General features: G+C 57.8%; 24 protein-coding genes and 1 pseudogene. 13 read left to right on the top strand and 12 right to left on the bottom strand.

The window, feature by feature from the left end:
* Window positions 1-469: 469 nt before the first annotated feature.
* Window positions 470-1,324: a DUF932 domain-containing protein gene (locus tag RTP54_RS24930; RefSeq protein WP_312366220.1), complete on the bottom strand. Its 855-nt coding sequence runs from the start codon at window positions 1,322-1,324 to the stop codon at window positions 470-472.
* Between the two features lie 1,435 nt (window positions 1,325-2,759).
* Between RTP54_RS24930 and RTP54_RS24925 the strand changes: the two genes are divergently transcribed.
* Entirely contained in the window at window positions 2,760-3,041 is a 282-nt protein-coding gene (locus RTP54_RS24925; protein ID WP_312366219.1) for a hypothetical protein, read from the top strand.
* 68 nt (window positions 3,042-3,109) lie between these two features.
* Window positions 3,110-3,376 (top strand): hypothetical protein, encoded by a 267-nt coding sequence (locus RTP54_RS24920; RefSeq protein WP_312366218.1) that lies wholly within the window; start codon window positions 3,110-3,112, stop codon window positions 3,374-3,376.
* A gap of 74 nt (window positions 3,377-3,450) precedes the next feature.
* Here the strand turns inward: RTP54_RS24920 and RTP54_RS24915 are convergent.
* From RTP54_RS24915 to RTP54_RS24895, 5 genes and pseudogenes are all read right to left on the bottom strand, one after another.
* Window positions 3,451-4,823 (bottom strand): annotated as a pseudogene (locus RTP54_RS24915) (ISNCY family transposase).
* Window positions 4,824-5,057: 234 nt separating this feature from the next.
* The gene (locus RTP54_RS24910; RefSeq protein WP_312366217.1) at window positions 5,058-5,303 is read right to left on the bottom strand and encodes a hypothetical protein; all 246 of its coding nucleotides are present in this window, start codon (window positions 5,301-5,303) and stop codon (window positions 5,058-5,060) included.
* A 163-nt stretch (window positions 5,304-5,466) separates the two neighbouring features.
* Window positions 5,467-8,733, bottom strand: a complete 3,267-nt coding sequence (locus tag RTP54_RS24905) for an error-prone DNA polymerase (protein WP_312366216.1) — start codon at window positions 8,731-8,733, stop codon at window positions 5,467-5,469.
* Window positions 8,730-10,247, bottom strand: a complete 1,518-nt coding sequence (locus RTP54_RS24900) for a DNA polymerase Y family protein (protein ID WP_312366215.1) — start codon at window positions 10,245-10,247, stop codon at window positions 8,730-8,732. Before RTP54_RS24900 ends, RTP54_RS24905 begins: the two co-directional genes overlap by 4 nt.
* Window positions 10,162-10,920, bottom strand: a complete 759-nt coding sequence (locus tag RTP54_RS24895) for an ImuA family protein (protein ID WP_312366214.1) — start codon at window positions 10,918-10,920, stop codon at window positions 10,162-10,164. Before RTP54_RS24895 ends, RTP54_RS24900 begins: the two co-directional genes overlap by 86 nt.
* A gap of 292 nt (window positions 10,921-11,212) precedes the next feature.
* Here RTP54_RS24895 and RTP54_RS24890 point away from each other — a divergent pair, with 292 nt between their 5' ends.
* Window positions 11,213-11,986 (top strand): SOS response-associated peptidase, encoded by a 774-nt coding sequence (locus RTP54_RS24890; protein WP_312366213.1) that lies wholly within the window; start codon window positions 11,213-11,215, stop codon window positions 11,984-11,986.
* A 15-nt stretch (window positions 11,987-12,001) separates the two neighbouring features.
* Here RTP54_RS24890 and xth read toward each other — a convergent pair whose 3' ends face one another.
* Window positions 12,002-12,772 (bottom strand): exodeoxyribonuclease III, encoded by a 771-nt coding sequence (gene xth, locus RTP54_RS24885; RefSeq protein ID WP_112811738.1) that lies wholly within the window; start codon window positions 12,770-12,772, stop codon window positions 12,002-12,004.
* Between the two features lie 245 nt (window positions 12,773-13,017).
* Here xth and RTP54_RS24880 point away from each other — a divergent pair, with 245 nt between their 5' ends.
* Both RTP54_RS24880 and RTP54_RS24875 read left to right on the top strand, forming a co-directional pair.
* On the top strand, window positions 13,018-13,917 hold the full coding sequence (locus tag RTP54_RS24880; RefSeq protein WP_312366212.1) for a Ku protein: 900 nt from the start codon (window positions 13,018-13,020) through the stop codon (window positions 13,915-13,917).
* A 15-nt stretch (window positions 13,918-13,932) separates the two neighbouring features.
* Window positions 13,933-14,739, top strand: coding sequence for a Ku protein (locus RTP54_RS24875; RefSeq protein WP_112832587.1), 807 nt, complete (start codon window positions 13,933-13,935; stop codon window positions 14,737-14,739).
* A gap of 45 nt (window positions 14,740-14,784) precedes the next feature.
* Here the strand turns inward: RTP54_RS24875 and ligD are convergent, their stop codons facing one another.
* Window positions 14,785-17,442: a DNA ligase D gene (gene ligD / locus RTP54_RS24870; protein WP_312366211.1), complete on the bottom strand. Its 2,658-nt coding sequence runs from the start codon at window positions 17,440-17,442 to the stop codon at window positions 14,785-14,787.
* 293 nt (window positions 17,443-17,735) lie between these two features.
* Here ligD and RTP54_RS24865 point away from each other — a divergent pair, with 293 nt between their 5' ends.
* On the top strand, window positions 17,736-18,815 hold the full coding sequence (locus tag RTP54_RS24865) for a YihY/virulence factor BrkB family protein (protein ID WP_312366209.1): 1,080 nt from the start codon (window positions 17,736-17,738) through the stop codon (window positions 18,813-18,815).
* A 63-nt stretch (window positions 18,816-18,878) separates the two neighbouring features.
* Here RTP54_RS24865 and RTP54_RS24860 read toward each other — a convergent pair whose 3' ends face one another.
* Window positions 18,879-19,298 carry a hypothetical protein gene (locus RTP54_RS24860; RefSeq protein ID WP_312366208.1) on the bottom strand — a complete coding sequence of 140 codons (420 nt, stop codon included), beginning with the start codon at window positions 19,296-19,298 and terminating at the stop codon, window positions 18,879-18,881.
* A 148-nt stretch (window positions 19,299-19,446) separates the two neighbouring features.
* Between RTP54_RS24860 and RTP54_RS24855 the strand changes: the two genes are divergently transcribed.
* Both RTP54_RS24855 and RTP54_RS24850 read left to right on the top strand, forming a co-directional pair.
* Window positions 19,447-19,644: a hypothetical protein gene (locus tag RTP54_RS24855; protein ID WP_312366207.1), complete on the top strand. Its 198-nt coding sequence runs from the start codon at window positions 19,447-19,449 to the stop codon at window positions 19,642-19,644.
* A 144-nt stretch (window positions 19,645-19,788) separates the two neighbouring features.
* The gene (locus tag RTP54_RS24850) at window positions 19,789-20,214 is read left to right on the top strand and encodes a ProQ/FINO family protein (protein WP_312366206.1); all 426 of its coding nucleotides are present in this window, start codon (window positions 19,789-19,791) and stop codon (window positions 20,212-20,214) included.
* Here the strand turns inward: RTP54_RS24850 and RTP54_RS24845 are convergent.
* Together RTP54_RS24845 and RTP54_RS24840 are read right to left on the bottom strand one after the other, a co-directional pair.
* A complete protein-coding gene (locus RTP54_RS24845) occupies window positions 20,211-20,543 on the bottom strand; it encodes a response regulator (protein WP_312366205.1) in 333 nt (110 codons plus the stop codon). The two genes, RTP54_RS24850 and RTP54_RS24845, sit on opposite strands and share 4 nt — an antisense overlap.
* Window positions 20,544-20,555: 12 nt before the next feature.
* Window positions 20,556-22,064 (bottom strand): HWE histidine kinase domain-containing protein, encoded by a 1,509-nt coding sequence (locus RTP54_RS24840; protein WP_312366204.1) that lies wholly within the window; start codon window positions 22,062-22,064, stop codon window positions 20,556-20,558.
* Between the two features lie 282 nt (window positions 22,065-22,346).
* Between RTP54_RS24840 and RTP54_RS24835 the strand changes: the two genes are divergently transcribed.
* The 5 genes from RTP54_RS24835 (at window position 22,347) to RTP54_RS24815 (ending at window position 25,000) form a co-directional block, all read left to right on the top strand.
* Window positions 22,347-22,601 (top strand): hypothetical protein, encoded by a 255-nt coding sequence (locus tag RTP54_RS24835; RefSeq protein WP_312366203.1) that lies wholly within the window; start codon window positions 22,347-22,349, stop codon window positions 22,599-22,601.
* Between the two features lie 70 nt (window positions 22,602-22,671).
* On the top strand, window positions 22,672-23,232 hold the full coding sequence (locus RTP54_RS24830) for a cupin (RefSeq protein ID WP_312366202.1): 561 nt from the start codon (window positions 22,672-22,674) through the stop codon (window positions 23,230-23,232).
* Between the two features lie 255 nt (window positions 23,233-23,487).
* Complete coding sequence (locus tag RTP54_RS24825) at window positions 23,488-24,057, top strand: MOSC domain-containing protein (protein WP_312366201.1); 570 nt, start codon at window positions 23,488-23,490, stop codon at window positions 24,055-24,057.
* A gap of 434 nt (window positions 24,058-24,491) precedes the next feature.
* Window positions 24,492-24,734: a hypothetical protein gene (locus tag RTP54_RS24820; protein WP_312366200.1), complete on the top strand. Its 243-nt coding sequence runs from the start codon at window positions 24,492-24,494 to the stop codon at window positions 24,732-24,734.
* Window positions 24,735-24,736: 2 nt separating this feature from the next.
* Window positions 24,737-25,000: a hypothetical protein gene (locus tag RTP54_RS24815; protein ID WP_112811705.1), complete on the top strand. Its 264-nt coding sequence runs from the start codon at window positions 24,737-24,739 to the stop codon at window positions 24,998-25,000.
* Between the two features lie 113 nt (window positions 25,001-25,113).
* Here RTP54_RS24815 and RTP54_RS24810 read toward each other — a convergent pair whose 3' ends face one another.
* Window positions 25,114-26,643 (bottom strand): sensor histidine kinase, encoded by a 1,530-nt coding sequence (locus RTP54_RS24810; protein ID WP_312366199.1) that lies wholly within the window; start codon window positions 26,641-26,643, stop codon window positions 25,114-25,116.
* Window positions 26,644-26,662: the final 19 nt, after the last annotated feature.

Genomic DNA, 26,662 nt, shown 5'->3' with positions numbered 1-26,662 from the left:
CAGGCCAAGGAACGCGTGTCGCGATCGAGATCCCTCTGTCACGCGATTAAGGAGAGGCATACGTTATAGGATTTGACGGAATGAGATCTTGTCCGGGGCGGGGGCTAGGAGCCTCCACTCCCCCAAGGGTCGCGTGGATCGGTGTGGGAAGGCTTGGGTCAATGGGGCCAGTGCAGCCATTTCGGCAGAACAGGGGTGGGCCAACCCTCAGCGAGATCGTCTATTAGCCGAAGGCTGTGTGTCTTTCCGGTGCCTGATCGATGTCGATAACGCAGCGCTGTCTCAAGCTTAGACAATTGCAGCGTCGACCGGCCCGCAAGCGCTCGGCTTCGACGCAGCCCCGAGTCTGACTTGTTTTGGGTGGGCAGGGGAGTTTGAGGGGCGGGGTTTCGGGCGCCTCTAAAGAGACACGATAACCTCGCGCCCAGATGGATCACTGGACGCGAGGATGTTTACCACCGACAGAGGATCAGCGATTTCGGAGCAACGTCGCCATCCTCTCCCCAATGAGCCAAAGAGCCTTGTTGAGCTTGATGTCCTGATCAATCCCGTTAATCGGTCGGGACGTCGATCGGCGCGACCTGCCGAATTCATCACGCTTTACACCGCGCAATCCACCTTTGATGCTGTTCTCCTGAACGACATTCCACACGGTCCAAAGGTCTTCTCCTCGGTCCTCGATGCGGCGTGGCGCCAGCAATTGCTCCGGCCTGATCGGGTTCATCACCACCCCGTCTGCGTCTCCAAAACGAACAAGGTGTGCAGCTTCGGCTAAGACTTCCCTTGCCTCACGCCCCATTTTCAAGTTCGACCAGTCCTGCGGCGCCGCCAGGGTGCGTTCCGCCTCCCCAAGGACACGATAGGTGCCCTCGACGACCTTGCCTTGAACGTCACCGGAGTGTCGGACCTTGATCGCGTCGATCGTTCCCGTTTGCGCGACGAGCGAATTGAGGCAGCACACGCGGAAGAGACCTGCGAGCAACTCGTACGCGCTTGTTCCGTCATTGGCATTCTTGAGAAGGATTTCGCAGACGGTATCGCCAACCCGATAGACGTTGCCATCGTCGAGACGGCGAAGTCGGATGAGGTGCTTTGTAAAATTCGCCTTTCCCTCGGTGCGGCTAACCGATTGGCGGGCTCCCACCGGCACGAATCCCTCCTTCACGAGACCACGCAAAATTTCAATAGTTGGGATCGGCTTGAACCGCTCGGAGCGGCTTTCATGGGCCGACGTGGCAAATATCGAGGGTGCAAATCCACGCATCTCATCCTCGGTGAGCGCCCGACCAGTGTCGAAGCGCGCGGTTTTGGCGTAGATACTCATTGTCATTTCTCCTTTTCCCTTGGACCGCGAAGCAGGGTCGCGTCCTGCTTCCCGGGGCCGCGCGAGCGGTGGGGACGGAGGGGGAAAACAGTCTTTGCGGGGAACCACCTGCACGAGAGCGAAAGCATAGGAAGGTGGGCGAAAGACTGTTTGGGGGAGAGAAGGGGCAAAGACCCTCGGCCTCCAGTCGATCGACCCGATCGGTCAGCCAGAATGAAGCGTATCGGAGCTTTCAGCATAGCGCCGCATCAGCGGGAAAGCGGGAATTCGCGCCACGCGAAGGACGTAAAAAGGGCCGCCGCAGGAGCTTCCAACATAGTGGCCCGAAGGGGAAGCGGGACCGACTGCCCCGTCGGTCGCGTTCCGTTCTTGCTTCAATTTGCTGACAGCATGAAGATTGTGACGCAGTGTCGCCGTCAGGGTCGGCGCCTATGAGGCGCAGCGAAAAGGCGACCGGCGCTACAATCAGACGGTAGATATGGTCGCCGACAACCGGGCCTTAGAAGTAGCATTGCGGAGGCGAGAGTATCCGAACCTGCAATTGAAGTCGGCGGCCCTGGACGACGAGGATCACCTCACGGTCGCGCCGCGGCCTCACGCAGGGCTTGGATTACCTTCTGTCAGTTCGCTGACGATTCGCATCGAAAACGGGAATGAAGCGGTCGCTCAATTCTTAAGTTTTGCGAGCATACCCGCGCTGAATTTTCAGTAGAATTTCCGTCGCAAAGGTCAGGTGCAAAAGTCGGTCCTACGCGACTGATCTTTGCGATGCCGAATGGCCGCTTCGTCCTCCGTCAGCGTGAAAGTTGTTAGGCCGCTTTCCACCCAACTGGGACATTCGGCCCAAACAGCCCGAGGGGCTGCTTTGGGGAGATCTCGCGGCCGCGTGACTTGGTGGACGTCGCCTTAGCAGCTGGCAGAATAATGCTCCCACGAGCCTTGCACGGCTTGGCTGTTATGTTCATTTTTGGGGCCAAAATAACCGCACAATCTATCGGCTGGAACCGCACCGGTGGGTCCCAAAAAGATTTGCAACTCGGCCTCCAAGATTTAGCTGGTGCGCGCGCCATAGTTGTTTTATGCAAGTATCGGGAGTGGTCCTTCGGAGGGGAAGGATTGTAGGGGTAGCTGGAGGGCTAGAGCATCCCGATTGGCGCCGTGTGTGTCGCATTTTTCGACGTTTGAAATCTGATTAGCCTTAAACGTCGGCCCTTGCCGGGTTGTGCGGGATGGCCGCGTATGGCGAACTAACCTAGATCTGAATAGTTTGCTGAGCGGACCGAGGACGCCCAGTCGGCGGATTTTTTCCGAAATTCGAGCGTGTGGCTATGGGTGCGTCACCGATCTTCCTGAAAAGCGATAGCGGTGGGAGCATCTGCGGAAGTAGATATTCTCTAAGATGCTGTTCCGGATTTCTATTTAAAGGAGCGATGGGATGGACTTGCTATATAAGATACTAGCATTTTCCAAGGAGGCTGGCTCAAGGATCGTTCATCCAGTAATATCAGTATTTTCTGATGATATCGTTGACTATATTTATCTTCAAACTAAATACAAGTATGGAAATATTTCATTTCAATTAAGGAAAGATAAAACTTCCGGAGAGCAGTATCTAATAATTGAACACAGAAGTCCGGAGGGAGTGATTTGGGTTCCGCTTACGAAAGATGATGCGAATCGTATTGAAGATTTTCTGAGCAAGAATTTTAAGGATTAATTCTGAGGATAAAATTTTTAAAGCGCATTCAAGGGCGTCTCTTCAGGGAATGTTTGGATCGGGGTTCTTTGGGTTCGGTTATCAACTTAGATCGAATTTATTCGATCGTAATGGATCTGGAATCACGGCACGATTTCAAGCAAAAATTTCAGGAATTACTGTTCGATATACTTCGGCGGAATCGGGATCCGGCCAATGCACAGACCTGGCCGCAGATCAACTTTGCGGCTACAGGAGATGTGGCAGCGAAGTTGAACTGTCCGCTTGGGTGCAAAGTAGAAATGTCACTTGAGCCGGCGGACGGCACGATGACCAGCCCCGATCTGACCGGCTGATCCGGTTGCAAGATCAGATCGGGGCGGGTGAACGGCACCCCGTCGGCTTTAGCTTTGGCAGCCAGATCGATGGATCATTCCGCCGCATCGAGGCGGGACAGGGCCTTCTCGCGCCGAGCAATCACCACCGGATCGTTCATGAAATCCGTCCGCTTGCCCGGCTTGCGGCCCCGCGGCTTGTAACCATTCTTCTCGCTGTTCGTCTTCACGACAGGCTGCATTTGCGGCTCCTGACGCTGTTTGATGTAGGCCAGCACATCGGAAAGCCGTTTGTTCTCGGTGATTGCCGCATGCGTCACCCGCTGGTCCTTGTCGAATAGTCTGTAGGGCAGGGAATGGCCTTTCCACCGCACATCCAACCGGCCATCCGCATAGGCATAGGTCTCGACATAACGACCAGCCAAACCACGTGTCACCTCGGTCTCCTCCAGCATGATCCGCTGGCGCTCGAACGAAAACGTCAGCTGTGATCCGACATGGCGCTGCTCGCGCTTGCACAGGATCTCGGCCAGCCGACCCGGCGCCAGGTTCATCGGCCGGTGCAGGTCATCGGACCGGGCAGGGACGATCGCAAACCGCGCGTTGTAGTCGTCCATGAAGCCAGGCAGAAAGGCATTGCCAGCCGCCATGTCGTCGATATCCGCCAGCCTTAATTCCTTGACCAGGCGATCTTGCAGCTCCGGTTCAACCGTTCGACGCGACCTTTGGCCTGGCTGGAATTTGCGCAAAGAATCTCGACGTTTAGCTCTGAGAGTGCACGCCCGAACTGGGTCATGCCCTGGCCACCCCGGGCATCCTTCTTCGCCATCCGGAACACCGAATGCTTGTCGGAATAAAACGCAATCGGTGCGCCGTGACGCTTGAGATAGAGTTCCAGCGCTTCGAAATAGGTGAAGGCACTTTCGGAACGCACAAAGCGCAGCTGCATCAACCTGCCGGTCGCATCGTCAACGAACACCAGCAGCGAGCACGGCGGTCCGCGATCCTCGAACCAGCGATGCTCCGAGCCGTCGATCTGCACCAGCTCGCCATAGCATTCGCGCCGTAATCGTGGCTGGTGAAACGTCCGGCGCTGCTTGCGCGACAGCCAGAGGCCGGCATCGACCATCCAACTGCGCATCGTCTCGCGCGACACATGCAAGCCATCGCGCTCGGCGAGCTTCTCAGCTGCCAACGTCGGCCCAAAATCCGCATAGCGTTCGCGAACGAGGGTAACCGCATAATCCCGAACACCGTCGTTGATCCGATTGTTCGACGGTCGCCCGATTGCCTTGTGCCGCATCGATGCCGCACCGCCGGTGTTGATCCGCTCCAGCAACCGGCGAACCTGGCGGGTGCTCAGCTCAAGCACATGCGACGCTGACACCAGCGTCATGCGGCCAGCGATTACCTTAGACAAAACCTCAATCCGCTGCAGATCGCGTTCGCTCATCGCAATCAATCCCATCCGCAATCTCCCAGGTCACCAAAACCCGGGGAGAGTGACATTCCAACTTTGCAGGATCAGGACACTTTAACTTTGCGGCTACAAGAGACCTGCGGCATAAGCTTTATTATGGAACTCTCGACCCAAACCGAAATCAACGAGCAAGGCTACGGTTTATCCGGCCAATTTTTGCATAAACGACCGTCGATTAGGGGCTGCGTCATGACGAATACCGCAACGAAAGCGGCCCCTAACTCAAAGTGGCCGTTCATCATCAGGCGTAAGCTCGGCCAGGCCCTTGTGCCGGCTTGCCGCTGCTTGAAGTTTCGGGACAGTGTCATGTCCCGCGCGAAAGAGACTGAAAAGAATGGCCGCGGCAAGCGCGCTATCCGGGTGATCCCTCGGCAACAAACGCCGTTCACGCCACTCGTCGAGCACTGTTTCGACAGTTCGAATGTCGCTAGGTCCGAACGTGAGTTCAAGAAAATTCTTCATACGCATTTTGCACGTCCATTATGAAACGAAAGCGAAATGGACCATCAGTTGACGGGTTCAAACGCCGGTCAACAGTGCACCAGCTGCCGCCGATTTCTTCTAACTCTGAGACACGGTTTCTGTTCCGGGGGCGATCGTCGCCGACGGGTTTCCACGCGTTGGCCCCAGGCTAGTGAAAATTTCGGCTCTTCACTTTCAGCGTGTCGATATGCAGGTCGGGAATGAATATGTCGCGTGGCCTGGCCGGTAGGGGCCTCTCGCGCGAGTCCGGGCTGCCAGGCGATCCGTGCGCGAACTCATCGCCACGGCCGGTCGGCAACCTAAAAGCCTCATCCCGCTCGGAAAGGGAGGAGAGATCGCCGGTCAGGTCGAACAGCTGTTGAGCGATCAAATGAACGACCTCCCCTTCGCGCTGGATGCGGCCATTGATCGCCATCATGCTCGATCCGAGCACAACACGACGGCTGCGTTCAAACAGTTTCGGCCAGACGACCACGTTGGCCGGTCCTGTTTCGTCCTCGATCGTCAGGAACATCACGCCCTTGGCGGATCCGGGCTTCTGACGGACGAGAACAAGACCAGCCGTCATCAGCCAGCGACCGTCCCGGGCGGCCATCGCCTCCTCGCAGGTGATGATCTGCCGCTCTGTTAGATCCTTGCGAAGGAAGGCGATTGGGTGCTGGCGAAGCGTCAGGCCCGTGTGGCTGTAGTCCTTGATGACGTTGTGGCCTTCGCTCATCTGTCGAAGGGCGACTTCTGGTTCCTGTTGTTCGACAACCGTCCTCATCTCGCGCTCGGACGCAGCGGCAAAAAGAGGAAGGGGCTCGTCGCGAAGTGCCTTGATTGCCCAGAGCGCATCGCGTCGCATGAGGTTTAGCGAAGGAAGGAATGCATCCGCTTCGGCAAGTTCGACGAGCGCGGCCGCGGACACGCCTGCCCGCCTCCACAGGTCGTCGACGCTGTCGAAAGGCTGATCTCCCCGCGCGGCGGCGATACGTGCCACGTCGCCGACGGCTAGGTTTCGAACGAGCCGCATGCCGAGCCGCACCGCATGGCGACGCTCGTCGCCGTCGATCGGCTCGAGGATGCAATCCCATCGCGAGCGGTTGATGCAGACAGGTCGGATTTCGACACCGTGCTTTCTCGCATCGCCGACGATTTGCGCTACCGCATAAAAGCCCATCGGTTGGCTGTTGATCAAAGCGGCGCAAAACGCATCGGGAAAATGGCATTTGACGTAGCTGGAGGCATAGGCAATCAGCGCAAAGCTTGCCGCATGGCTTTCCGGAAAACCGTAGGATCCGAAGCCTTCAAGCTGGGAGAAGGTCTTTTCGGCGAACTCCGGCGAATAGCCGTTCTTCACCATGCCGTTAACGAGCTTGTCTTTGAACTTCGACACACCGCCGGTGAACTTGAAAGTCGCCATGGATTTTCGAAGCTGGTCTGCCTCTCCGCCGGTAAACCCGGCGCAGGTCATCGCCACCCGCATCGCACTTTCCTGAAACAAGGGAACCCCCAGCGTTTTTCCAAGGACGGCTTCCAGTTCGGGCGTCGGGTAATCGACCGCTTCCTTGCCTTCGCGTCGGCGCAGGTAGGGATGAACCATGTCCCCTTGGATCGGCCCAGGGCGAACGATCGCAACCTGGATCACCAGGTCGTAGAACGTTCGCGGCTTCAGTCGAGGCAGCATCGCCATTTGCGCACGGGATTCTATTTGAAACGTTCCGAGCGTATCGGCCCTCCGGATCATCGCGTAGGTGGATGGATCCTCCTGCTCGATGCCTGCGAGATCGATCGTCTGGCCCTTGTGGTCCGCAATAAGCGCGAAAGCCTTCGACATGCAGGTGAGCATGCCTAGTGCCAGCACATCGACCTTCATGAACTTCAGCGCCTCGACATCGTCCTTGTCCCACTCGATGATCTGACGATCGGCCATCGATGCCGGCTCGATGGGCACAAGATCGTCCAGGCGGTCATGCGTCAGCACGAAGCCGCCAGGATGCTGGCCGAGATGGCGCGGCGCTCCCATCAGCTGCTCTGCCAGTTTCAATGTGAGCGCCAGCCGACGGTCGTCAAGGTTGAGGTTGAGCTCGCGCAAGTTCCGATCGGCAACCAGCTCGTCGGACCAGGACCACATGCCGGCTGACAGGGCCTTGATCATGTCCTCAGGCAGGCCGAGTGCCTTGCCGACGTCACGAATTGCCCCCTTGGCACGGTACCGCGTCACCGTCGCGCAAAGAGCCGCCTTTTGATGCGTATAGGTCCTGTAGATCCATTGGATTACCTCCTCGCGGCGCTCGTGCTCGAAGTCGACATCGATATCGGGAGGCTCGTCGCGTTCCTGCGACACGAAACGCTCAAACAGCAGATCGTTGGTCTCGGGGTCTATGGACGTGATCCCGAGGATGTAACAGACGGCCGAGTTGGCGGCCGACCCTCGCCCCTGACAGAGAATACCCTGGCTTCGGGCAAAACGCACAATTGAGAACACGGTGAGGAAATAGGGAGCGTATCGCATCGCCGCGATGAGCTTGAGCTCATGACGAACGACTTTCAGTACCTTGGGCGGCATTCCCTCCGGGTAGCGTCTTGGGGCGTATTCGAAAACATAATGCTCCAGCGATGCCTGTGCGTCTTTGCCGGGCACGATCGCTTCCTCAGGGTACTGATAGGTGAGTTCTTCGAGCGAAAACCGGCAACGCTCGACGATCTCCAATGTCCTTGCCAGCGCTTGGGCGTAGCGTGGGAACAGCCGCTCCATTTCCTCCGGTGGCTTCAAGTAACGGTCCGCGTGACGCTCACGTTCGAAGCCGACGTCGTCGATGGTCGTTCCCGTGCGGACACATGTTATGACGTCCTGCAGCTGCCGGCGAGAGGGCTCGTGGAAGAGAACGTCGTTGGTAACGACCGACTTCACCTTGAAGTGTGCGGCCATGTTCGACAGTTGGTGCAGTCTCAGTTGATCGTTCGGGCGGCGCCTAAGACAAAGAGCAAGATAGGCACGATCTCCGAATAATCCGGCCATTTTGCGGAGCTGGACGGCGCATGCGTCGTCTGCAAGGTCGGGCACGAGGATACCGATCAATCCCTCTGCATAAAGTGAAAGGTCGTCGAAGGAGAGAAGACAATTGGCCTTGCCACCCCTGGCCTTGCCGAGGGTCAAAAGCCGGGTCAGGCGCGAATAGGCCTCCCGGTTCGTTGGATAAACCAGGATCGACGTGCCATCGACCAGATCCAGACGGCAGCCGACGACAAGGCGGATGCCGGTCGCCCGCGATGCTTCAAGCGCCCGCACGATACCTGCTAGCGAATTTCGGTCAACTATGCCAAGCGCCCTTATGCCAAGGACTTTGGCGGCGGCAAAAAGCTCGTCGGCGGATGAAGCTCCGCGCAGGAACGAGAAATGCGTTGTGACCTGGAGCTCGGCGTAGCTCATGCGAAGATCCCGTGCATGAACCATTTGTGCGAGCCGGTCGCCACGTCGACCCCGTCGCCGGACCGGAAGATCCAGAATCGCTCGCCGCCATCGTCTTCCACGACGAAATAGTCGCGCACCGCATCGAATTCGGCGCTCCTCGTCCACCACTCCCCAAAGATCCGCTCCGGCCCGTCAGCGCGCCTCACGCGGCGTCGTTTGCCTCGCCAGGTTATTACGACCGGAGGATGGTCAGGCAAAAGCGCAATCACTTCGATCTGCTCCGGGCGGTCTAGCAGGCGAACCGGTCTTGGCCAATGTAGGGTCCATGAGGCACCGGCCGCTGCCGTTGCCACGCTGGTCCGTCTGACGCTGCGCTCCGGCACGTCGCTTGCCACAGCCATCACCCGATAGACCCGTTGGCCCCGATTGCCGATGATGTCGATCAGCGGTGCGATATCGATCACCTCCTCTTCGACAAGGGACGAAGATTTCTGCGCCTCCGCGAGAGGTTCGCTCATGATTGCAGCAAGCGAGAGCCGCTCAATTCCAAAGCCAGGTTCGATCTTTTCGATCCGGTCTTTGAAGAGTTTCGTCAGCCAGGTGGCGTCACGGGAGGGCTTTGCGGTGCCGGCCCGGATGGCCTGAATGGTATTGTCGACCTTGTGGACGATGAGATCGGCGCGGCGAACGCCAAGCCCCTTTTTATCAAGCGCATTGCAGAGGTCTGCAACCAGCCGGGCGACATATTTGGCGATCGTTTCCGCTGCGCCGATCGGCTCAGCGAATGCGCGCGAGACTTCAATCAGCTCGGCCGGCCTTATGGGGTCGATCGGTTCAGGGATACGTCCGTACATCTGGTCGAGCCTGCGGCCGATTTCTGGTCCGAACCGCAATGCGAGCGGAGCGCGAGGCGTGGCCAAGAGCGCGCCAATCGTCTGGAACCCGAGCGTATGTAGACTTCCAACCAGGTCAGGGTTGAGCCGCAAGGACGCAATTGGCAGCCTTTCTACGAAGCGCCCTGTCTCACCGTCGGGAACGCGGACGATGTCGCGTTTGCTCGTGCGCGCCAACGCGTGCGCAGCGCCCCAACTGTCAGCGATCGCGACACGCGCGGTCAGTCCCCGGCCGTGAAAGCGGTTGATGATACCTGACAGCATCAGCTCTTCGCCGCCCTGCAAATGGTCGGCACCTTCTGTATCCATGATTATGCCATCTGGCGCATCCACCGCGACAACGGGAGAGTATTGCGTGAGCGCCCAAAGCGCGATGCGCTCCACCGCGGCGACATCGGCCCCCGGATCAGCATCGACCATCTGCAAGTCGCGTATGATCGCCTGTGCCTTGACAGCCGGCATGCCGACAGCAAGACCAGCTTGGCGGGCCCGAGAGTCCAGGGCTCTAATCCAACGCTTCGAGCCGCTTCTTGCGATAATGGCGAGCGGCAGGTCAGGCGACAGTCTTGCCCCGTCGTCCGAGCGCTTCAACCTCTCGATCGCCAGATCCGGGAGATAAATGGATACGACCCGTGACATCGCACGCTCCTACTACAAACTCTGCGCACTCCCCGGCCTTCGCCCGGATCAATTCCAGAAGCCACCGCGGTCGTCCGACGCCAGGAACCGGAAGTTCTTCCGACGGCAACGCACTGACCCGCCATCGTGTCGTCGAAGCAGTTGGCTGGCCAAAGTCGGATGCCTCCGTCTGACGGCGCCATCGCCTGACGACCAACCCCATCGTTCCCGTCTTTTCGGCCGCAAGCTGAAGCCTTCGCGATGCGGTCATGGGCAGCCGGACGATCTCCCCGACGACAGCCCCGAGACCGCCGTAGGAAAGCCCCTCCTCCATGCTGGCGAGCACGTCTTCTTCCTTGTCGGCCTCTGCGAAAACGAGCCGTTCGGTCGAAAGGCCGGCCTGGACGAGTGCTGGAAAAAAGAGGTCGGGGCGCGTCAGACACCACAGGATCGGTCCTTTCGTGCGTGCCGCGATGCCGGCAACGCACAAAGCCGCCGCGGCCCCGTCGACTGTGCCAGCACCGCCGCCAGCAAATTCGTGTAGCGCACCGTGTGAAAGCCCGCCTCCCGGCAGCACGGCGTCAATCTCAGGAACACCGAAAGCAAGAAACGCAGGCTTCCTGAAAGCGCTGCCTTCAAGAGCGGCAATGCGGTCGCGCAGATCGGAAATCACCCTGTCTCGGGCAGCAGTCATCTTTCGCGTAAGCCTCAAAGGTCGCGTTGGAGGTTCGACTTCATGTCGCTTAAAGGGCATTTGTTCCCTATCTGTTCCTTTCGACCTTCGGTGTCAAGCAACCGAAAATAGGAATATTATCCCTCAATTTTAGGGGCGTAAAAGATTCACGTTGGGAATCATGGCCGTAGATGTTTTGGGCCTCACATTCGCGACGGTTCAAAAAATCTAAGGAAGCTGCGGAAGAGTGGCCGTTGGCAGCTGATTGCACCATCGGTTAGGATGGCGACAGCTTCATGAGGGACGCGCCGGAATGTGCAATCTTTACCGCATGGAAGACAAGGATTGGGTCAACAGATGGGCTCAGGATGTCGAGAGCCTCATCAACCTCATGCCCGCCTATCAGATGAACCCCGACCAGATGGGGCCGATCTTGAGAAATACGGCCGATGGCAAGAAGCAGTTGGTCCATGCGCGCTGGGGACTACCCTCCCCGTTGTTCGCCCTCAAGAAGGAAGCCGAGAAGAAGGCTGAGAAGTTGCGCGCAAAGGGCAAGGACGTCGATTTCGAGACCTTGCTTCGCGAGCAACTGGATGGCGGAACGACGAATGTCCGCAACCTCAATTTTCCTCACTGGAGGCGCTGGTTCGGCGTCGAGCATCGCTGCATCGTGCCGGTGACCAGCTTTGCCGAGCCGGACCCTTCCGCCAAGGAGGAAGGTGGAAGAACCCCGAACGCCTGGTTTGCGCGCGACGAGAGCAAACCTCTGATGTTCTTTGCGGGGGTTCACGTCCCAAACTGGCAAAGCGTGCGCAAGGTAAAGGACGGCCTGACGATCGACGACCTCTATGGTTTCTTGACCACCGATGCGAATGGGCTGGTAAAACCCATCCATGAGAAGGCCATGCCAGTGCTGCTCCTCAGTCGGGAGGAGACCGATTTGTGGATGCGCGCACCATGGGAGGAGGCAAAGGAACTCGTGCGTCCTCTGGCCGACGATGCGCTGATTATCATCTCGCGTGAACCCTATGGCTCAACGATCGTGACGCGGGCGGGAGAACCCGTCGCCCCATCGAGTCCTGTCTAGCTTCCCACAGCCAAGCTACGACACCTCTATCCAGACCGGTGCGTGATCGCTCGTGCGGTCCCAACCTCTGACGGCCTTGTCGACCTTTGCTCGTTTCAGACCCGCCGCCAGCTTAGGGCTCAACAGGAAATGGTCAATGCGCAGCCCGGCATCGCGCGCAAATGCATTTCGAAAATATTTCCAGAACGTATAGATGCGCTCATTGGGATGGAGATGTCGAACGGCATCCGTCCAACCCTGATCAACCAGGCTGGAATAGGCCGCTTTCACCTCCGGCCTGAAGAGCGCATCGTCGCGCCACCGCTCGGGTTTGTAGACGTCGAGATCGCTGGGCATGACGTTGAAATCACCGATGAGGGCGACGGGAACTTCAAGTTCAATGAGTTCTGCGGCGTAATCGCGGAGCCGGTCGAACCAGCGCAGCTTGTAGTCGAAGGTAGGGCCCGGCGCCGGATTGCCGTTTGGCAGATAGAGGCATCCGATAAGGATGCCGTTGATTGCGGCTTCGATATAGCGGCTGTGGCTATCGTCGGGATCGCCGGGAAGACCGCGCCGTGTCTCGATCGGCACATCCCCTCGGGCGAGAATGGCAACGCCGTTCCAGGATTTCTGCCCATGCCAGATCGCACCGTAGCCGGCGTTCTCGATTTCTCGCCGAGGGAACTTGTTATCTGACGCTTTCAGCTCCTGCAGACAAACCACGTCCGGCGCTGCTTCGCCAAGCCAGCGCAACAGAACGTCGAGACGGCCATTGATGCCGTTTACATTGTACGTGGCAAGTTTCACGCGATCTGATCCATGCTTCTGCGACGCACCATCGTCGCGGGGACCACTGTCAAACTTCGCCAAAGCGAAAGCTCAGTTTCATTTTGAAACGCGCGCGTGCGAAAAAAGATGCACGCAAGCGCCTCAGCCGAATGTTGCGGGCGGGCGTTTCAACGGCGGGCCCGGGAAAGGTTTCTTTGGAGCGAGGAACGATTTGCCGGTTCAACGGTTGAATCGGGTCGGGTTGCAAGAGGAGAACTGGCTTAATGGCTGCCCCCAGAGCGAATTGGAAAGGCTTCATAAAATTCGGAGAGGTTGCCTGTGCCGTCGCGCTCTACACAGCCGCTTCGTCGTCCGAGCGCGTAGTCTTCAACACCCTCAATCGGAAGACAAAAAACCGGGTCAAACGGGAGTTTGTCGACACCGAAACGGGAGATGCCGTCGAGCGGGAAGATCAGGTCAAGGGATACGAAACCGAAAATGGTCAGTACGTCGTGCTGGAACCGGAAGAAGTCGCTGCAGCCGTCCCAGATAGCGACAAGACATTGACGATCGAAGCCTTCATTCCCTGCTCGCAGATCGACACCACCTACTTCGACAAGCCCTATTATCTCACCCCGGACAAGATGGGCACCGACGCATTCATGCTCTTGCGTGACGGTATGAAAAAGGAGAACGTTGCCGCGATCGCCCGCACCGTTCTTTTCCGACGGATGCGCACCGTTCTGATCCGCCCCCATGGCAAGGGATTGATCGCCTCGACGCTCAACTTCGATTACGAAGTCCGATCGTCCGACAAGGCTTTCGAGGACCTCCCTGACTTGAAGATCGAAGGCGAAATGCTCGACCTCGCCGAGCATATCATCGAGAAAAAGAAGGGCAGCTTCGACGCTAGCGCGTTTGACGACCGATATGAGGCTGCTGTCGTGGAACTGGTCAAGGCCAAGATCGAAGGGCGCGCGCTTCCCAAGAAGAAGGCGCCGGCCGCTTCAAAACCTGGTGATCTTCTAAAGGCGCTTCGCGAAAGCGCCGGCGTTGGCGCAAAGACGGCAAAGACAAAACGTGCGGCAGCAAACGCCAACAAGAACGCTACGCGCAAGACGTCTGCCAAACCCGCGACATCTAAATCGAAACCCGCCTCAGCGTCAAAGCGGCGCGCCAGCTAACCGGAGAATGGGTCAATGGCAGTTCGTCCCTATTGGAAAGGCTACCTCAAACTCTCGCTGGTCAATTGCCCGGTGCAAATGATGCCCGCCATCTCCGATAACGAAAAGGTGCGTTTTCATACGCTGAACCGCGCGACACACAACCGCGTAGTCAGCCAGTACGTGGATTCGGTCACCGGCGAGGAAGTTGACGAGGAAGATCAGGTCAAAGGTTATCAGCGCGGGGAAGACGAATATCTGTTGCTGGAAGACGAAGAGCTGGAAAATGTAGCCTTGGACAGCACCAACACGATTGAGATTACCACCTTCACGCCGCGCGACAGCGTCGAATGGATCTGGTTCGATACGCCCTATTACCTCACTCCCAGCAACCCCGTAGGCGAGGAAGCCTTTTCCGTCATCCGCGATGCGATGGAAGCCAAGGAGATGGTGGGAATTTCCCGCCTCGTCATCACGCGGCGCGAGCGCGCGGTTTTGCTGGAGCCAAGGGGAAAGGGCATCGTTCTGTGGACTTTGCGCTATGGTGACGAAGTCAGAGACGAGGAGACCTATTTTGCCGATATTGGCGACGGGAAGGCCGATTCAGACCTCATGCCGCTCGTCCAGCAACTGATCAAGAAGAAAACCACCGATTGGAACCCAAAGCTGGTCGTCGACCCGGTCCAGGACCGTCTGCTCGACATCATCAACGCCAGGAAGAAGCAACTGAAAAAGGCGGGTAAGGCCAAGCCGAAAGCGACCGAGCCGGAACCCAGCAACGTCATCAACATCATGGATGCCTTACGCAAATCGGTTAAGGCCGAAACGCACTCGAAAAAATAATGACACAAGCCCTGCAGCGGACGGGCGCAATTTCCGCAGTGATGGTCACGATCTCGTCTTCGTCTTGCTCGCCAGACGCTTCAACGCCTGTGCAAGTGAGCGATGACTATCGCAATAATCCTGCCAGGCCGTGCTCGCGTTGATGAGCTTTGGCACAGTGCGGACCGTAAAGCGCTTCGGATCGAGCCCGGCCCTGACCTGGCTCCAGTTGAGCGGCATTGACACCGTCGCCGCCGGCCGCGCCCGAGGCGACAGTGGAGCGACGGCCGTTGCCATTCTGTCGTTGCGCAAATAGTCGAGGAAGATGCGACCTTCGCGCTGGTTCTTCGCCATCTTGATCAGATAGAGACCCGGATTGTCCCGGGCCATATCCTGGCAAACATCGTGGGCGAAAGTCTTTGCCTCATCCCAGGTCAGCTTTTTCCCGCGTGGAATAGCAAGCGGTGTCACCACGTGAAGTCCCTTGCCGCCGGTCGTCTTGCAGAAGCTGATGAGGCCCAACTCCTCCAGCCGGTCACGGATTTCACGAGCCGCTTCCACCACGCTCGAAAACTCGACGCCCGGACCCGGATCCAGGTCGAACACAAGTCGACCCGGAATTTCGGGTTTTCCGGGCTCGCAATTCCAAGGGTGCAACTCGACGCCGCCGATCTGGGCGATCGCAGCGAGGCCTTCGATGCGATCGATCTGCAGATAAGGCCTCTTGTCGCCGAACACCGTGACGAGCTCCAACAGGTTGGAGGTTCCCGGCGTGGCGTGGCGCTGGAAAAATTGCTCGCCGGCCATACCGTCCGGCGTGCGAATGATCGAGCAGGGGCGACCCTTGATATGCTCGACAAGCCAGGAGCCGATAGTCTCATAGTAGCCGGCGAGATCCGCTTTCGTCACCGGGACGCCGTCACCGCCGTCAGGCCATAGCTGCTTTTCCGGGCTTGAGATCATAACGCCCATGACTTCAACCTTGCCGCCTCTATGCGCGCGGTTGGCGCGCGGCCTTTCACTGGAAGGATCGGGCAGTACGGCCTTTGATGGCTGCACCGGCGCTTCGGCTTCCACTTCGGCTGCCGGCTTGTCATGCCTTAAGCCCTTGAAGGCTGCCTGTCGCACCTGGCCGTCGGCCGTCCAACCGGCAAACTCGATTTCGGCAACCAGCTGCGGCTTCAACCACACGATGTCAGGGTCCTTCTTCGGCGCCCCGATGCCTGCAAAGGGCGACCTGGCGGTTTCCAGCGCCTTCAGCTTCGGCAGCAAGCTTTCCAACGTCTTGGCGCCATAGCCCGTCCCGACCCGGCCGACATAGACGAAATGATCACCGCGGTTGACACCAACGAGAAGAGACCGGAATTTGCCATTTGTCTTGGCATAAGCGCCAATGACCACTTCATGACCGCCGCGACATTTCGATTTGGTCCAGGTATCGGTGCGGCCGGACTGGTAGGGCGCGTTCGCCGCCTTCGAAACGATGCCCTCGAGTGACAGCCGGCAGGCCGATCTGAGGACGGTCTCGCCGCCCGTTTCGAAATGCTCAGTAAAGCGCAGACGTACATCGCCGCCGCCGTCCGCAAGCACGCTCTGAAGCCGCTCCTTGCGCTTAATCAGGGCAATGTCCCGCAGATCCTCGTTTCCGGAAAAAAGAAGGTCGAATGCGAAAAAGACCAATGCGTCGGTTTTTCCTTCTGATAGCGCTGCCTGAAGGGCGGCAAAGTCTGGGGCGCCGCGGTCGTCGAGTGCGCAGATTTCGCCATCGATGATGGCGTCTGCAAGTCCTGCCGCGGACCTGGCGATGGCGGGAAACTTGGCCGTCCAGTCGAGCCCCTTTCGCGTCTTCAGGGTCACCGTTCCATCCTCGACACGCAACTGAATGCGATATCCGTCGAACTTGATCTCGTGAATCCAACCCTCGCCCCCCGGTGGCCGCGCCAGTGTTTGGCAAAGTTGCGGCTCGATGAAGGACGGCATGCCTGGATGTCGCTTTCTGGCAGGCGGACGTTTTTTCAACGATGGACTCTTTGCAGACCGGCGCTGCGCAGCGGCAAGCCCATGTCTGCTGTCCCACACGGCATCAGCGTCGATGATCCCTTCGTTAACCATGAAGGGTTTCGGTTTTTTGCCCTTGCCCGACGAAATCACTTCCATGGAGCGCCCGGAGGCGACAGAGGTTACATTCTCCTCAAGGAGAGCCGCACCGTTACCGTCGATGGAAAAATCGTCGTGATGCTTGATCAGGAGCCAGTTGGTTCGGCTGCCGCCGTCCCGGTCTTTGCGCATGCGGACGAGCACGAAGCTTCCACGCAGCCTTTTGCCCTCCAAGCTGAACTTGAGATCTCCCTTGGCGAGCGCCTCCTCCGGCGTTCGATTGCCCTCGGGCTCCCAAAATCCTCGGTCCCAGAGCATTACGGTTCCACCGCCATATTGACCTTTGGGAATGGTGCCTTCGAAATCACCGTAATCTAGCGGATGGTCCTCGACTTCCACCGCCAGGCGCTTGTCATGGGGATCGAGCGAGGGGCCCTTGGTCACGGCCCAGGATTTGAAGACACCGTCGAGCTCAAGACGCAGGTCGTAATGAAGGCGGGAGGCCGCATGTTTCTGAATGACAAATCGTCGCCGATTGGACGGCCTCAGTGCGGCCGATCCGCTCGGCTCCTTCGTCAGCTTGAAATCTCGCTTCTGCTTGTAGGTCGAGAGTTTGTCACTTGTCATGAAAGGTCCCCCACCCGATCGATTGCGGCGTCCGACTTGGTGTGACTGTGGCCCGTCGAATGCTCTCGGCGCCCGGTTCGTCGCACGTCGGTCTACGGCCTGCCGAGGAAAAGCGTCATGTCCACAATTGGTTCCCCTCGACTTTTTACAAGGATGGAGCCAACGCAAGAAAACCGAAACTGCAATGTCGGGCCACAGGAAATGCGCTTCGTCTGACCGTCTTCTCGGCGAACTCGGCCCGCGTGCATCCAATAGCGCACGAAAGCGTTAGAGCTTAAACAATCGGAGCTTTGATGCAGGTGCAACGCAAGACGATCAATCCCGCAACCATCATCGCGATAGCCGCCATTGCCACCCTCCTCATCAGCATCTCGAAAACCGATGGGAAGGATCGCCAAGCGAAAAGCAACGATTCTGCGTTGCCTAAGGATGCACACGGGCGCCGTGCAATGGTTCCCGAAGACATTCCCCAGCGAGGTTTGCGCGATGTGCTCTGGCGCACGATGCACGAGATCTCTGGCGATCGAGTGGCATTCGTTGCTGCCGGAGCAACCTTCTATATACTCCTGGCCACGTTTCCGGCACTTGCTGCGATCGTTTCCCTTTACGGTCTCATCGCCAATCCCGCTGCGATTACGGATCACCTGCGCGAGATGGCCGCCGTGCTTCCTCCAGGCGCTTTCGATATTCTCGCCGACCAACTCGAGCAGCTCGTCCTGAGACGGGAGACGACGCTCGGGGTCGCGTTTTTCGTCGGGCTCGCGATCGCCCTTTGGAGCACCCACAACGGCACGCTGGCCATATTCGATGCCATGAACGTTGCATATGAAGAAACCGAAAAGCGCGGCTTTGTCAGGCTCAACCTTGTCGCGCTCGTCTTCACAGTCTGCGCGTTGATTGCCGCAATCGTTACAATAGGCATCGTGGCGTTGTTGCCGGCGGTTCTGGAATTTGTCTGGCTCGATCCCTGGAAGGAAACAATGGCGCTCATTGTACGTTGGCCGCTGTTGCTCGTTCTGGTGTTTTCGGGGATGACGGCAATTTACCGCTTTGGACCAAGCAGACAGCCCGCAAAGGTCAGATGGTTGACATGGGGCGCGGCTTTGTCGACCGCCGGTTGGGTCCTCATGGCTTTCGGATTTTCATGGTACCTAGAGACATTCGCCGACTACAACGCGGCCTACGGTGCATTGGGCGGCCTCGTCGGCTTTTTGATGTGGATCTGGCTATCGATTTGCATTCTGATTGTTGGCGCTGAACTTAACGCCCAACTCGAACACCAGACAGCCCGGGATACAACAACCGGCCCACCGATGCCCATGGGAACGAGAGGCGCCCACATGGCCGACAGCATCGGGAAGTCGGTCCGCTAGACTTTTCGCAACCGGTCAGTCCCCTCACCTTCCCCATCGCGTGCAAACCAAGTCTTCTGCTGGTCATTCTTTCCGTGACCTGGTGACGGGCATGTCAAAGTTAATTGCGCCAGCTTCAGGCACCCTTCTAAAATGCTCGGGATACCGGAACGCCTCGAAAGGGGTTGGATTGAAGAGTCGCGGTCCGATCCAGCGCATCCGTTCCGAAATGTCCCTTTCCGGACTAGGACGGATCTGCCTATGCCAGATTGGCGCGCCGTAATCGTTGAACAGGCAGAAATTGCGATCGCGGTCGAGAAGATCGTCGTCAAGGCGCTCGCGCGCTCGGATCTTGCCACGGTTGAAGCTTTGCGGCTTTGGTCGAAGGTTGGAGAGCTTTTCACAAAGGCACAGACAGTTGGCCATGACATGGGCAATGGCCGGGCAGATCTGGAATCCATTCGGGACTTCGAGGCAGTCAAGGACATTTATCTGGCGCTTCACGGACTGCTTGATGCACGTCTGTTCATGATGGCAGGCCTGAGATCGACGGAGGGATCAAGAGGCCTCCATTGAGCGGACTGGCAACCGTTCCCTGCGGCGACTGTCAATGCCAAGCGATCGCGACGTACCCGATCAAAGGAGGTTGAACATGTCGCTATCCGATACGAGGAAGAACATTGGCGCGGTCGTGCGAGGTTGGAACACGCGCTATGATCTCGAGGAGTTCATAACCGCCTACCATCTGCCGTCACTGGAGGCACGCGAGATCTTCTCTCGCACCGGCCCAGACAAGGTGGACCTGGACAGGGCGATGATAGCGCGCGCGCAAACGACCGCCAAAAAGTGAATCGGCATAATCATATGCAAAGCTGCCTTCGCCGTCTTGCAGCTGTGATGGTGGGCCTTCGGCACCTTACTTTGGCGAAGCAGCCGGTGACAGCCAGGCGATCCATTGCTAAAGCTGGCGGCAAAATAAAAGACCAAGGCCGCCATGACCTCCTCCTCACGCAATGCAACCCGCCCCGTTCTCGCGCGCGATATCGATGTGGCCAAGGCGAACGCCATTAATTCGCTCTTGATCCGGCCGATCGCAATTCTGCCGGCAAAAATTGGCGATCCCATCCGGCCATTCGCACTCGGATTATGGAATGAAATCCGACCGCTTTTGCGACCCGGTTTGAGCGTATCGCAATTGCGGCGCGCGGCCGGAGCCTATCTTCATTCGAAAAGATACTACATAACGGTCGCGCAGCCAGGCTCTGTGCGGCATGACATCGATGGCCTGCAGCTTGAATCTGTATCCGACGCAGACCGAATGGCCGCGCAAGAAAAGTGCAATAATTTCAAGAAACGAGATGGGCACGCGGCATTGCTCGCCCTCACCAAGACGCCCACCAGCGACCAAGCACCGCGTTAAATCGAAAGGCGCATCAGCACACGCGCTATTTCCTCGGGGGCAATGGGCTTTTGTAAGATCAGCGCGCTTCGGTAGGGATCGACGAGACCGTCCGCTCCATATCCGCTGGCGAACATGAAGGGGATTCCACGCATTGAGAGGATGTCTGCCACGGGAAACGACTGCTTGCCGGCAAGATTGATGTCGAGAATGGCAAAATCGAGATCCTCTTTTTCAGCCGCCACCAAAGCGGTTTCGAGCCGCATGGCCGGGCCGACAATCTGATGTCCTAATTCCGCCACGACATCTTCGATCAGCATGGCGACGAGCATCTCGTCTTCGACGATCAATATCCGCGCCATTTAGATACCATCGACCGCGGGTTCGTCTCTGACGGCCTGAAGGAAGGTCGTCAGCCTGAAAACGATACCCGTCGGATGGTAGTCGATAACGGCGGAGCCTTGCAGTTGCTTCGGGAGGACATGGAGGATCAGCCTCGACCCAAAACCTCGACGCCCGGTTTCGGTGGCGACCGGGCCACCCTTTTCAATCCATAAAAGCTCGAACGTCCCGTTTTCCTGGATCGACCACGTGATTTCAACAGAACCACTTGGGGATGACAGCGCACCATATTTTACTGCGTTGGTGCCCAACTCGTGCATGGCAAGTGCGAAGGACAGCGCGGCTTGCGGACCGACACGAAGCTTCGGTCCGTCGATGCTGATTGCCTGACGCCCAAGAGGCTGGAACGCGTCCAGCGAATGCGCCACCATCGTCTCAAGGTCGGCACCATTCCAGTTTTCGTTCGTGAGTACGTTATGCGCGCGCGACAATGCCAGAATGCGCTCAGAGATGGCATGAGAAGCCTCTTCCTTGCTACCGACAGACTTGAGCGTCTGGGTAACGATCGACTGAATCGACGCAAGGCTGTTCTTTACGCGATGGTTTAATTCATTGATCAATAGCTTCTGATGGATCTCCGCACGAACGCGCTCCGTTACATCAGACCCTTGAACGAAGATATGGGTGACCTGCCCAGCCTCGTTTCGAATGGGCTGGTAGACGAAGTCAAGAAATCTCTCGACTAAAGGACCGTCGTGGGTCCACTTCAACAGCACCCGCTCCGACGTTCTATTCACCGGTTCACCCGTACTGAACACTTCATCGAGCAGCGCCACATAGCCCTGATCAGCAACCTCAGGCAGAGCCTCGGAAACAGTCAAGCCCTCAACCGCCCGATTTCCCACCAGTTTGCGGTATTCCGGGTTTACCATCCCGAACCGATGTTCTGCCCCACTCAGCATGGCCATGAATGTCGGGGCTTGTTCGAATAGATTCTGAAGCCGCTGGAACTCTTCCCTGTTGCGCCGCTCGGCAAGCACCCTGTCGGTAGTTTCGACGACAACCGCAATGACCCCGGCCGGCGTCCCACTCTGGTTTGGAACCGGAGAATAGAAAAGATCCATCCAGACCTTCTCAGGGAACCCTTTACGATGAAGCGTCAACTCCTGGTCGCGGTAGGCGAGCGTTCCGCCAGCTAGGCCGACCTTCATTACATTATCGTTGAAGTCCGCGACTTCCGCCCATCCTTCACGGACGTTGGACCCAAAAAGCACAGGGTGTCGATGCCCCGCGAAGACTGAGTAGGCATCATTGTAGATCATGACCCCCTCTTCTCCCCACAGCATTACGATCGGGACGGGGGAATGGAGCAACAGCGCCGTCGCTGTTTTGAGGGAAGGCGGCCAATCTTCCACGCGACCAAGCGCTGTTGATCGCCAATCGAAGCCACGGATCAAGTTGGAAATTTCACCCTCGTGACCCAGAAATTGAAAAGGATCGGCTGGGTCGGTAGCATTCTGCAACATCATCGGACTGCATTTCCCTCCACATTTCACGAAGAAATATTGCGGAAGGGCGTATTTGCAAGACGTTGCCAGAATTGGAAATCTGAAGTTTGCGTGATGATCCCCTCGTTCTGCCACCGGTTGTCCAGCCTAACCGAGCCTGAGACAGGTGGCCCAGTTGCCCTTGAGATTGTCTGCACTCCATGTCTTCGGAAAAATGCCCTCTGATTACGGGGAACTGATTTGTCTTTGTCCCGTTCAATTCAGGTGGAAAGCCGGCACTGGGCCGGCGAATGGAGAACAATGATGATCTTTAAATCAGTTGCCGCTCTCGCCTTCGTTGCTTCCTTGACCGCGCCGGCTCTGGCTCAGACCAGTGTCGTTTGTGACGAGGCATCCCTCATGAAGGCCGAACAGCAGATCGCGCAGATCAATGACGGCGCCAAGAAAATCGAGTCCGCCAAGGAATTGACCATGGCCAAGGACGCGATGGCGGCAAGCGACCTGGAGAAGTGCAAGTCCCATCTGGACAACGCCATCAAGGGCATGGACGCCATGTAGCACATGGCGCGGGGCGGCTCTCTGTCTCCCCGCGTTCACCTTCGAAAAGCTTTTCTCAGAGCATTCTGACATGACGCAGCGAATGGAAATGCGACAACCGAAGGCACTCCGCTTCACGGCCAGCGAGTGGGTTCCCAACAACCCCTTCCTCCCCGTGCTCGTCTACAGCAATGTTTTCGACAGAGCTCACCCGGACTATGCTTATTCATTCGAACGGCTATTTTCGGATGCAGGATGGGAGGGTATTTGGAGAAACGGTGTCTTTTCCTATCAACACTACCACGTCGGGGCTCACGAAGTGCTCGGGATCGCGGCGGGAACGGCAGAACTTCTGATCGGTGGAACAGATGGCGCGAGGCTCACTGTCGGGGCCGGCCATTGCTTGGTGCTTCCTGCAGGCACCGGTCATATGCGTATCTCTGCTGACGAGGACTTTCTGGTCGTAGGCGCTTATCCTCCTGGCCAATACGCCGATGTAAAAACTTCCGCGGCAACGCCGCGTGATCTGAAGACAATCGCCAACCTACCTATACCTAGCAGTGACCCCATATATGGCTCCGCCGGTCCATTGATCGTTGCTTGGCCCGGAGAGAAGGTTCAGACCAACCTAAATGACGAGCCCGACAAGTAGGCTGCCGAGCACTGCGCCGTGAACCATTTGTGTAGCCGTGCGTTGACCAGTCCAATGGTGAGGTAACGTCATGTCAGGAAGCTTCAAAAGCAACAGCGACCGCGCCAATGCCTTTCATGTCGGCGTGGCGGCATTTGCGATGATCATTGTCGCCGTTATGGTCGCGCTGTTGTAGTTGGGTCAGGACGAGGCACGAAATTGAAAGTCCTCTCCGTATGCGTCGGTAAAGCAGAGGCAAGACCCAGCCGTTCCCAAATGAGCGGGATCAACAAGCGCGAGACGAGCGGCAGGCTGCCTGTGGGCCTTGAGGGTCTTGAAGGCGATACCATCTGCAATCGCAGGCATCACGGCGGCCGCGAACAGGCCGTCTACATCGAAGGGAACCTGACACGGTTGTGGTGGCAAGAGGCGCTCGGGCGCCCTGTACTTCATGGACTGTTCGGCGAGAATCTTTGCCTCGAAGGGCTCGACAATCGCGACGTTGCCGCCGGCGATCGCTTCGCTACCGCCGAACTCCTCCTGGAGGTGACGGCGCCTCGTATGCCGTGCCGCATTCTCTCCGAGAGAATGAAGGATCGTAGTTTCGCCAAGCGGTACATGGAGGCTGCTCGCCCCGGGTTTTATTGTCGGGTGGTCCAGAGCGGGGTCATCGCTGCGGGAATGGACATGCAACATGAACCCTTCCAAGGAGAGCGTATCTTGATGGCCGAGATGATGGATCATTACGGAACGACACCGTCTGCTGATCTGATCAAGCGCTATAGCAACGTTCCAGCCCATGCCAAGCTTTTAGCCTCACTTTCCCGCGGCAAGATTAGCTTTTAGGGGCGGCCGCCACGCAGAGCGCTCCTGGAACAGTCGAGCGACTTGGGCGTTGCTTAATCATGCAAAGCGAGAACGCAGCCAAACACCCTCAGAGCCCGACACGTCAGAGCCCCAGTAGCGCCACCTACAGCCTTGAGGAGTTCGCTCGGGCCTATGGGCTAAACGCAACCCGTGCTTTGGAGCTTTATGCACGGTTCGGCCCAGTCAGATCCAAACTCGACACGCTAATGCAGGTTATTGCCCGCTCGAGAAACGCAGGGGCGTAAAGGTACCTTTGGTGGGTAGACTTTGGAGGAACACTGCAATGCCGTCCGAACCGAGCTTCAACGCAGTAGACGATTTGGCGAGGATGAGCGGCAGCCTATTCCGACCGCCGTCTGGCGCCCACAAAAAATGGCAACGGCATCAAATCGACAGTTGATTGGAGCGGAACCATGACGGGGAAATCTGAAAACGCAGAGCTGCTCGAGGAACTGGACGCAGTTGTTGCTGACGTCATCGACCAGTTTGTAACCAAGGGGCATGAAACGACAGTCATCATCGAATTGCTGACGGAGGTCGTGGCAAGGCGGCGGGTCGCATATGAGCGTGACCCCGACCCGGCCGAAGACGACGTTGACGAGCCCGCAAACGATTGGCCCGGCGCTGACGTTCGCGGTGCTCTACAGAAGGAGTAGCGATGCGTACTTTTCCGGAACGCCCCAGCGCAGTCGAGACAGCAAAAATGCTAACGCACACCCAGCAGGATGCACTCAGGGCCATCGCCTTTTTCCGCCGACAACGAAAATTGGGAAAGGGGTGGCTCGTTGGTGACAAGCGCCTCTCAGAAAAAATGGTGAGCCGGTTGGAGCAGCTCGACCTCGTCGAGGAGCATTTTGTTCGGGGCATGCCGGTGCTTCAGCTGACGATTATAGGTCAAGCCATGAAGCTCCAGCTTCAGTAGGATGACTTGATTGCTGGACTCCCGGGGACGTACCGGCGTGTTGAACCGTGGCTCGACAATGCTTAGGCAATGCATTGTCGCACCTCGTGGAAAAGCTCGGGCTGCGGTGTCCGCTAGTCGATGATCTCGATTTCGGCAGTGAAGACGGTACCGTTGCGACGCTCATAGATGAATTCGCCTCGAAGCTGGCCCACCACGCCTTGGACGATACGGGTGCCCATTCCTGTGACGGCCGCGTTTTTGTCGAATCCAATTCCGTTATCGGCAATCACGAGACAGGCGCGCTTGTTTGCCAGTGAGGTCAGTGTGACGGAAACGACGCCGCGGCGACCATCCGGGAAAGCGTATTTGAGAGCGTTTGTAACCACCTCGTTCGTCAGGAGCGCGAGCGGCGTTGCATGGTCGGCCGCGATGTCGATGTCTTCAAGTTCATAAGTGACGCCAACGCGGTCGCCGCAGGCGAGCAGCAGCTTATCCACCACTGCAGGGATCAACTCGCGGGTGGACACTGTCGTGAACTGGTCGCGGCTGTAAATCTGTTCATGAACCGCGACCATCGCCGCAATTCTGTCGAGGAGGGATTGCTGGATATGCTTGGGTAGTTGCTGGGTCCGGATCAGCGATTGGACGGATTGAAAGTTGTTTTTGACGCGATGATGGATCTCCCGCATCAAAAGTTGGTTTTCGTCGAGCGCCGCTGTGAGGCTGGCGGATTTAGCGGCATCGATCCGTAGCAGATGCTTGATCCAGGCACCGGCAGCCACTGAACCGACGGCTGCAAGCATCAGGACTGCGGCGGCGATGAAAACGTCGTTCCAGAATGGTGCCAAGCCTGCGCTTCGCTCGGCCGATCCGACTGCTATAAATTCAGTGCCTTCGACGACGGTATATCCGACAATACGCGAAACGCCGTCGGCGGGTGACACGGCCTGATACGTCCCAGAGGAAGCGTTCGGCAGTAAGTCGGTGAAGAGGGTATACTTGCTCATGTCGAGCGGGCCGGCGGGGGCAGGATATCGAGCGACCAACTGTCCATCCCTGCGTATGATACCGACCGTTGATCCCGAACCGAGGTCGACTGTTTCCCAGACCGCGGCGAGTACTTTACCCTGGAAAGCCACGGTCGCCACGCCCGCAAATTCACCCTTGCGATCCAGGCGGCGGCTGAAGACGAAAATCTGGTCACCGGTGAGGCGACTGACCAGAAGGCTGGATACGTGCGTCTTTGCCCCTTTTGCCAACTCGGAAAAATAGGGTCGGTCGGTAATGTTCATCGGCTTGATGGCGGGATCCGTGGAGTACAAGGTATTGCCATTGCGATCCACGACATAGGCTTGAACACGACCTGGGAGATCGGCGACTGCGTCGTTGATGTCGTGAACGGTGTCGCTGGCAATTCCGATATCGGCTCCGAGGGAATCGTCGATGCGTTGAAGTGCTTGCCAGGCGAGCGCGTCGATCCACGCCGCGTTGGTCGCCACAATCTTCGCTGCCGCCGTCGCCCGCTCTTCTGTGCCCTTGATTGCTGACGAATAGCTCTCGTGGAGCCAAAGGCCGAGAAGGATGAGAAGTGCGGCAAACATGGCCGCAATGACGGCCGTCGCAGCTGTTGCAACCGAAGGGCTCCCCCGCTTTATGACCATTTGACTCTGCGCCTTAAAC

It is taken from the genome of Ensifer sp. (assembly GCF_031989085.1).
Lineage (GTDB): Bacteria > Pseudomonadota > Alphaproteobacteria > Rhizobiales > Rhizobiaceae > Ensifer.
The sequence above is the reverse complement of the archived record's forward strand: the minus strand, read 5'-3'. Positions and strand labels throughout refer to the sequence as shown.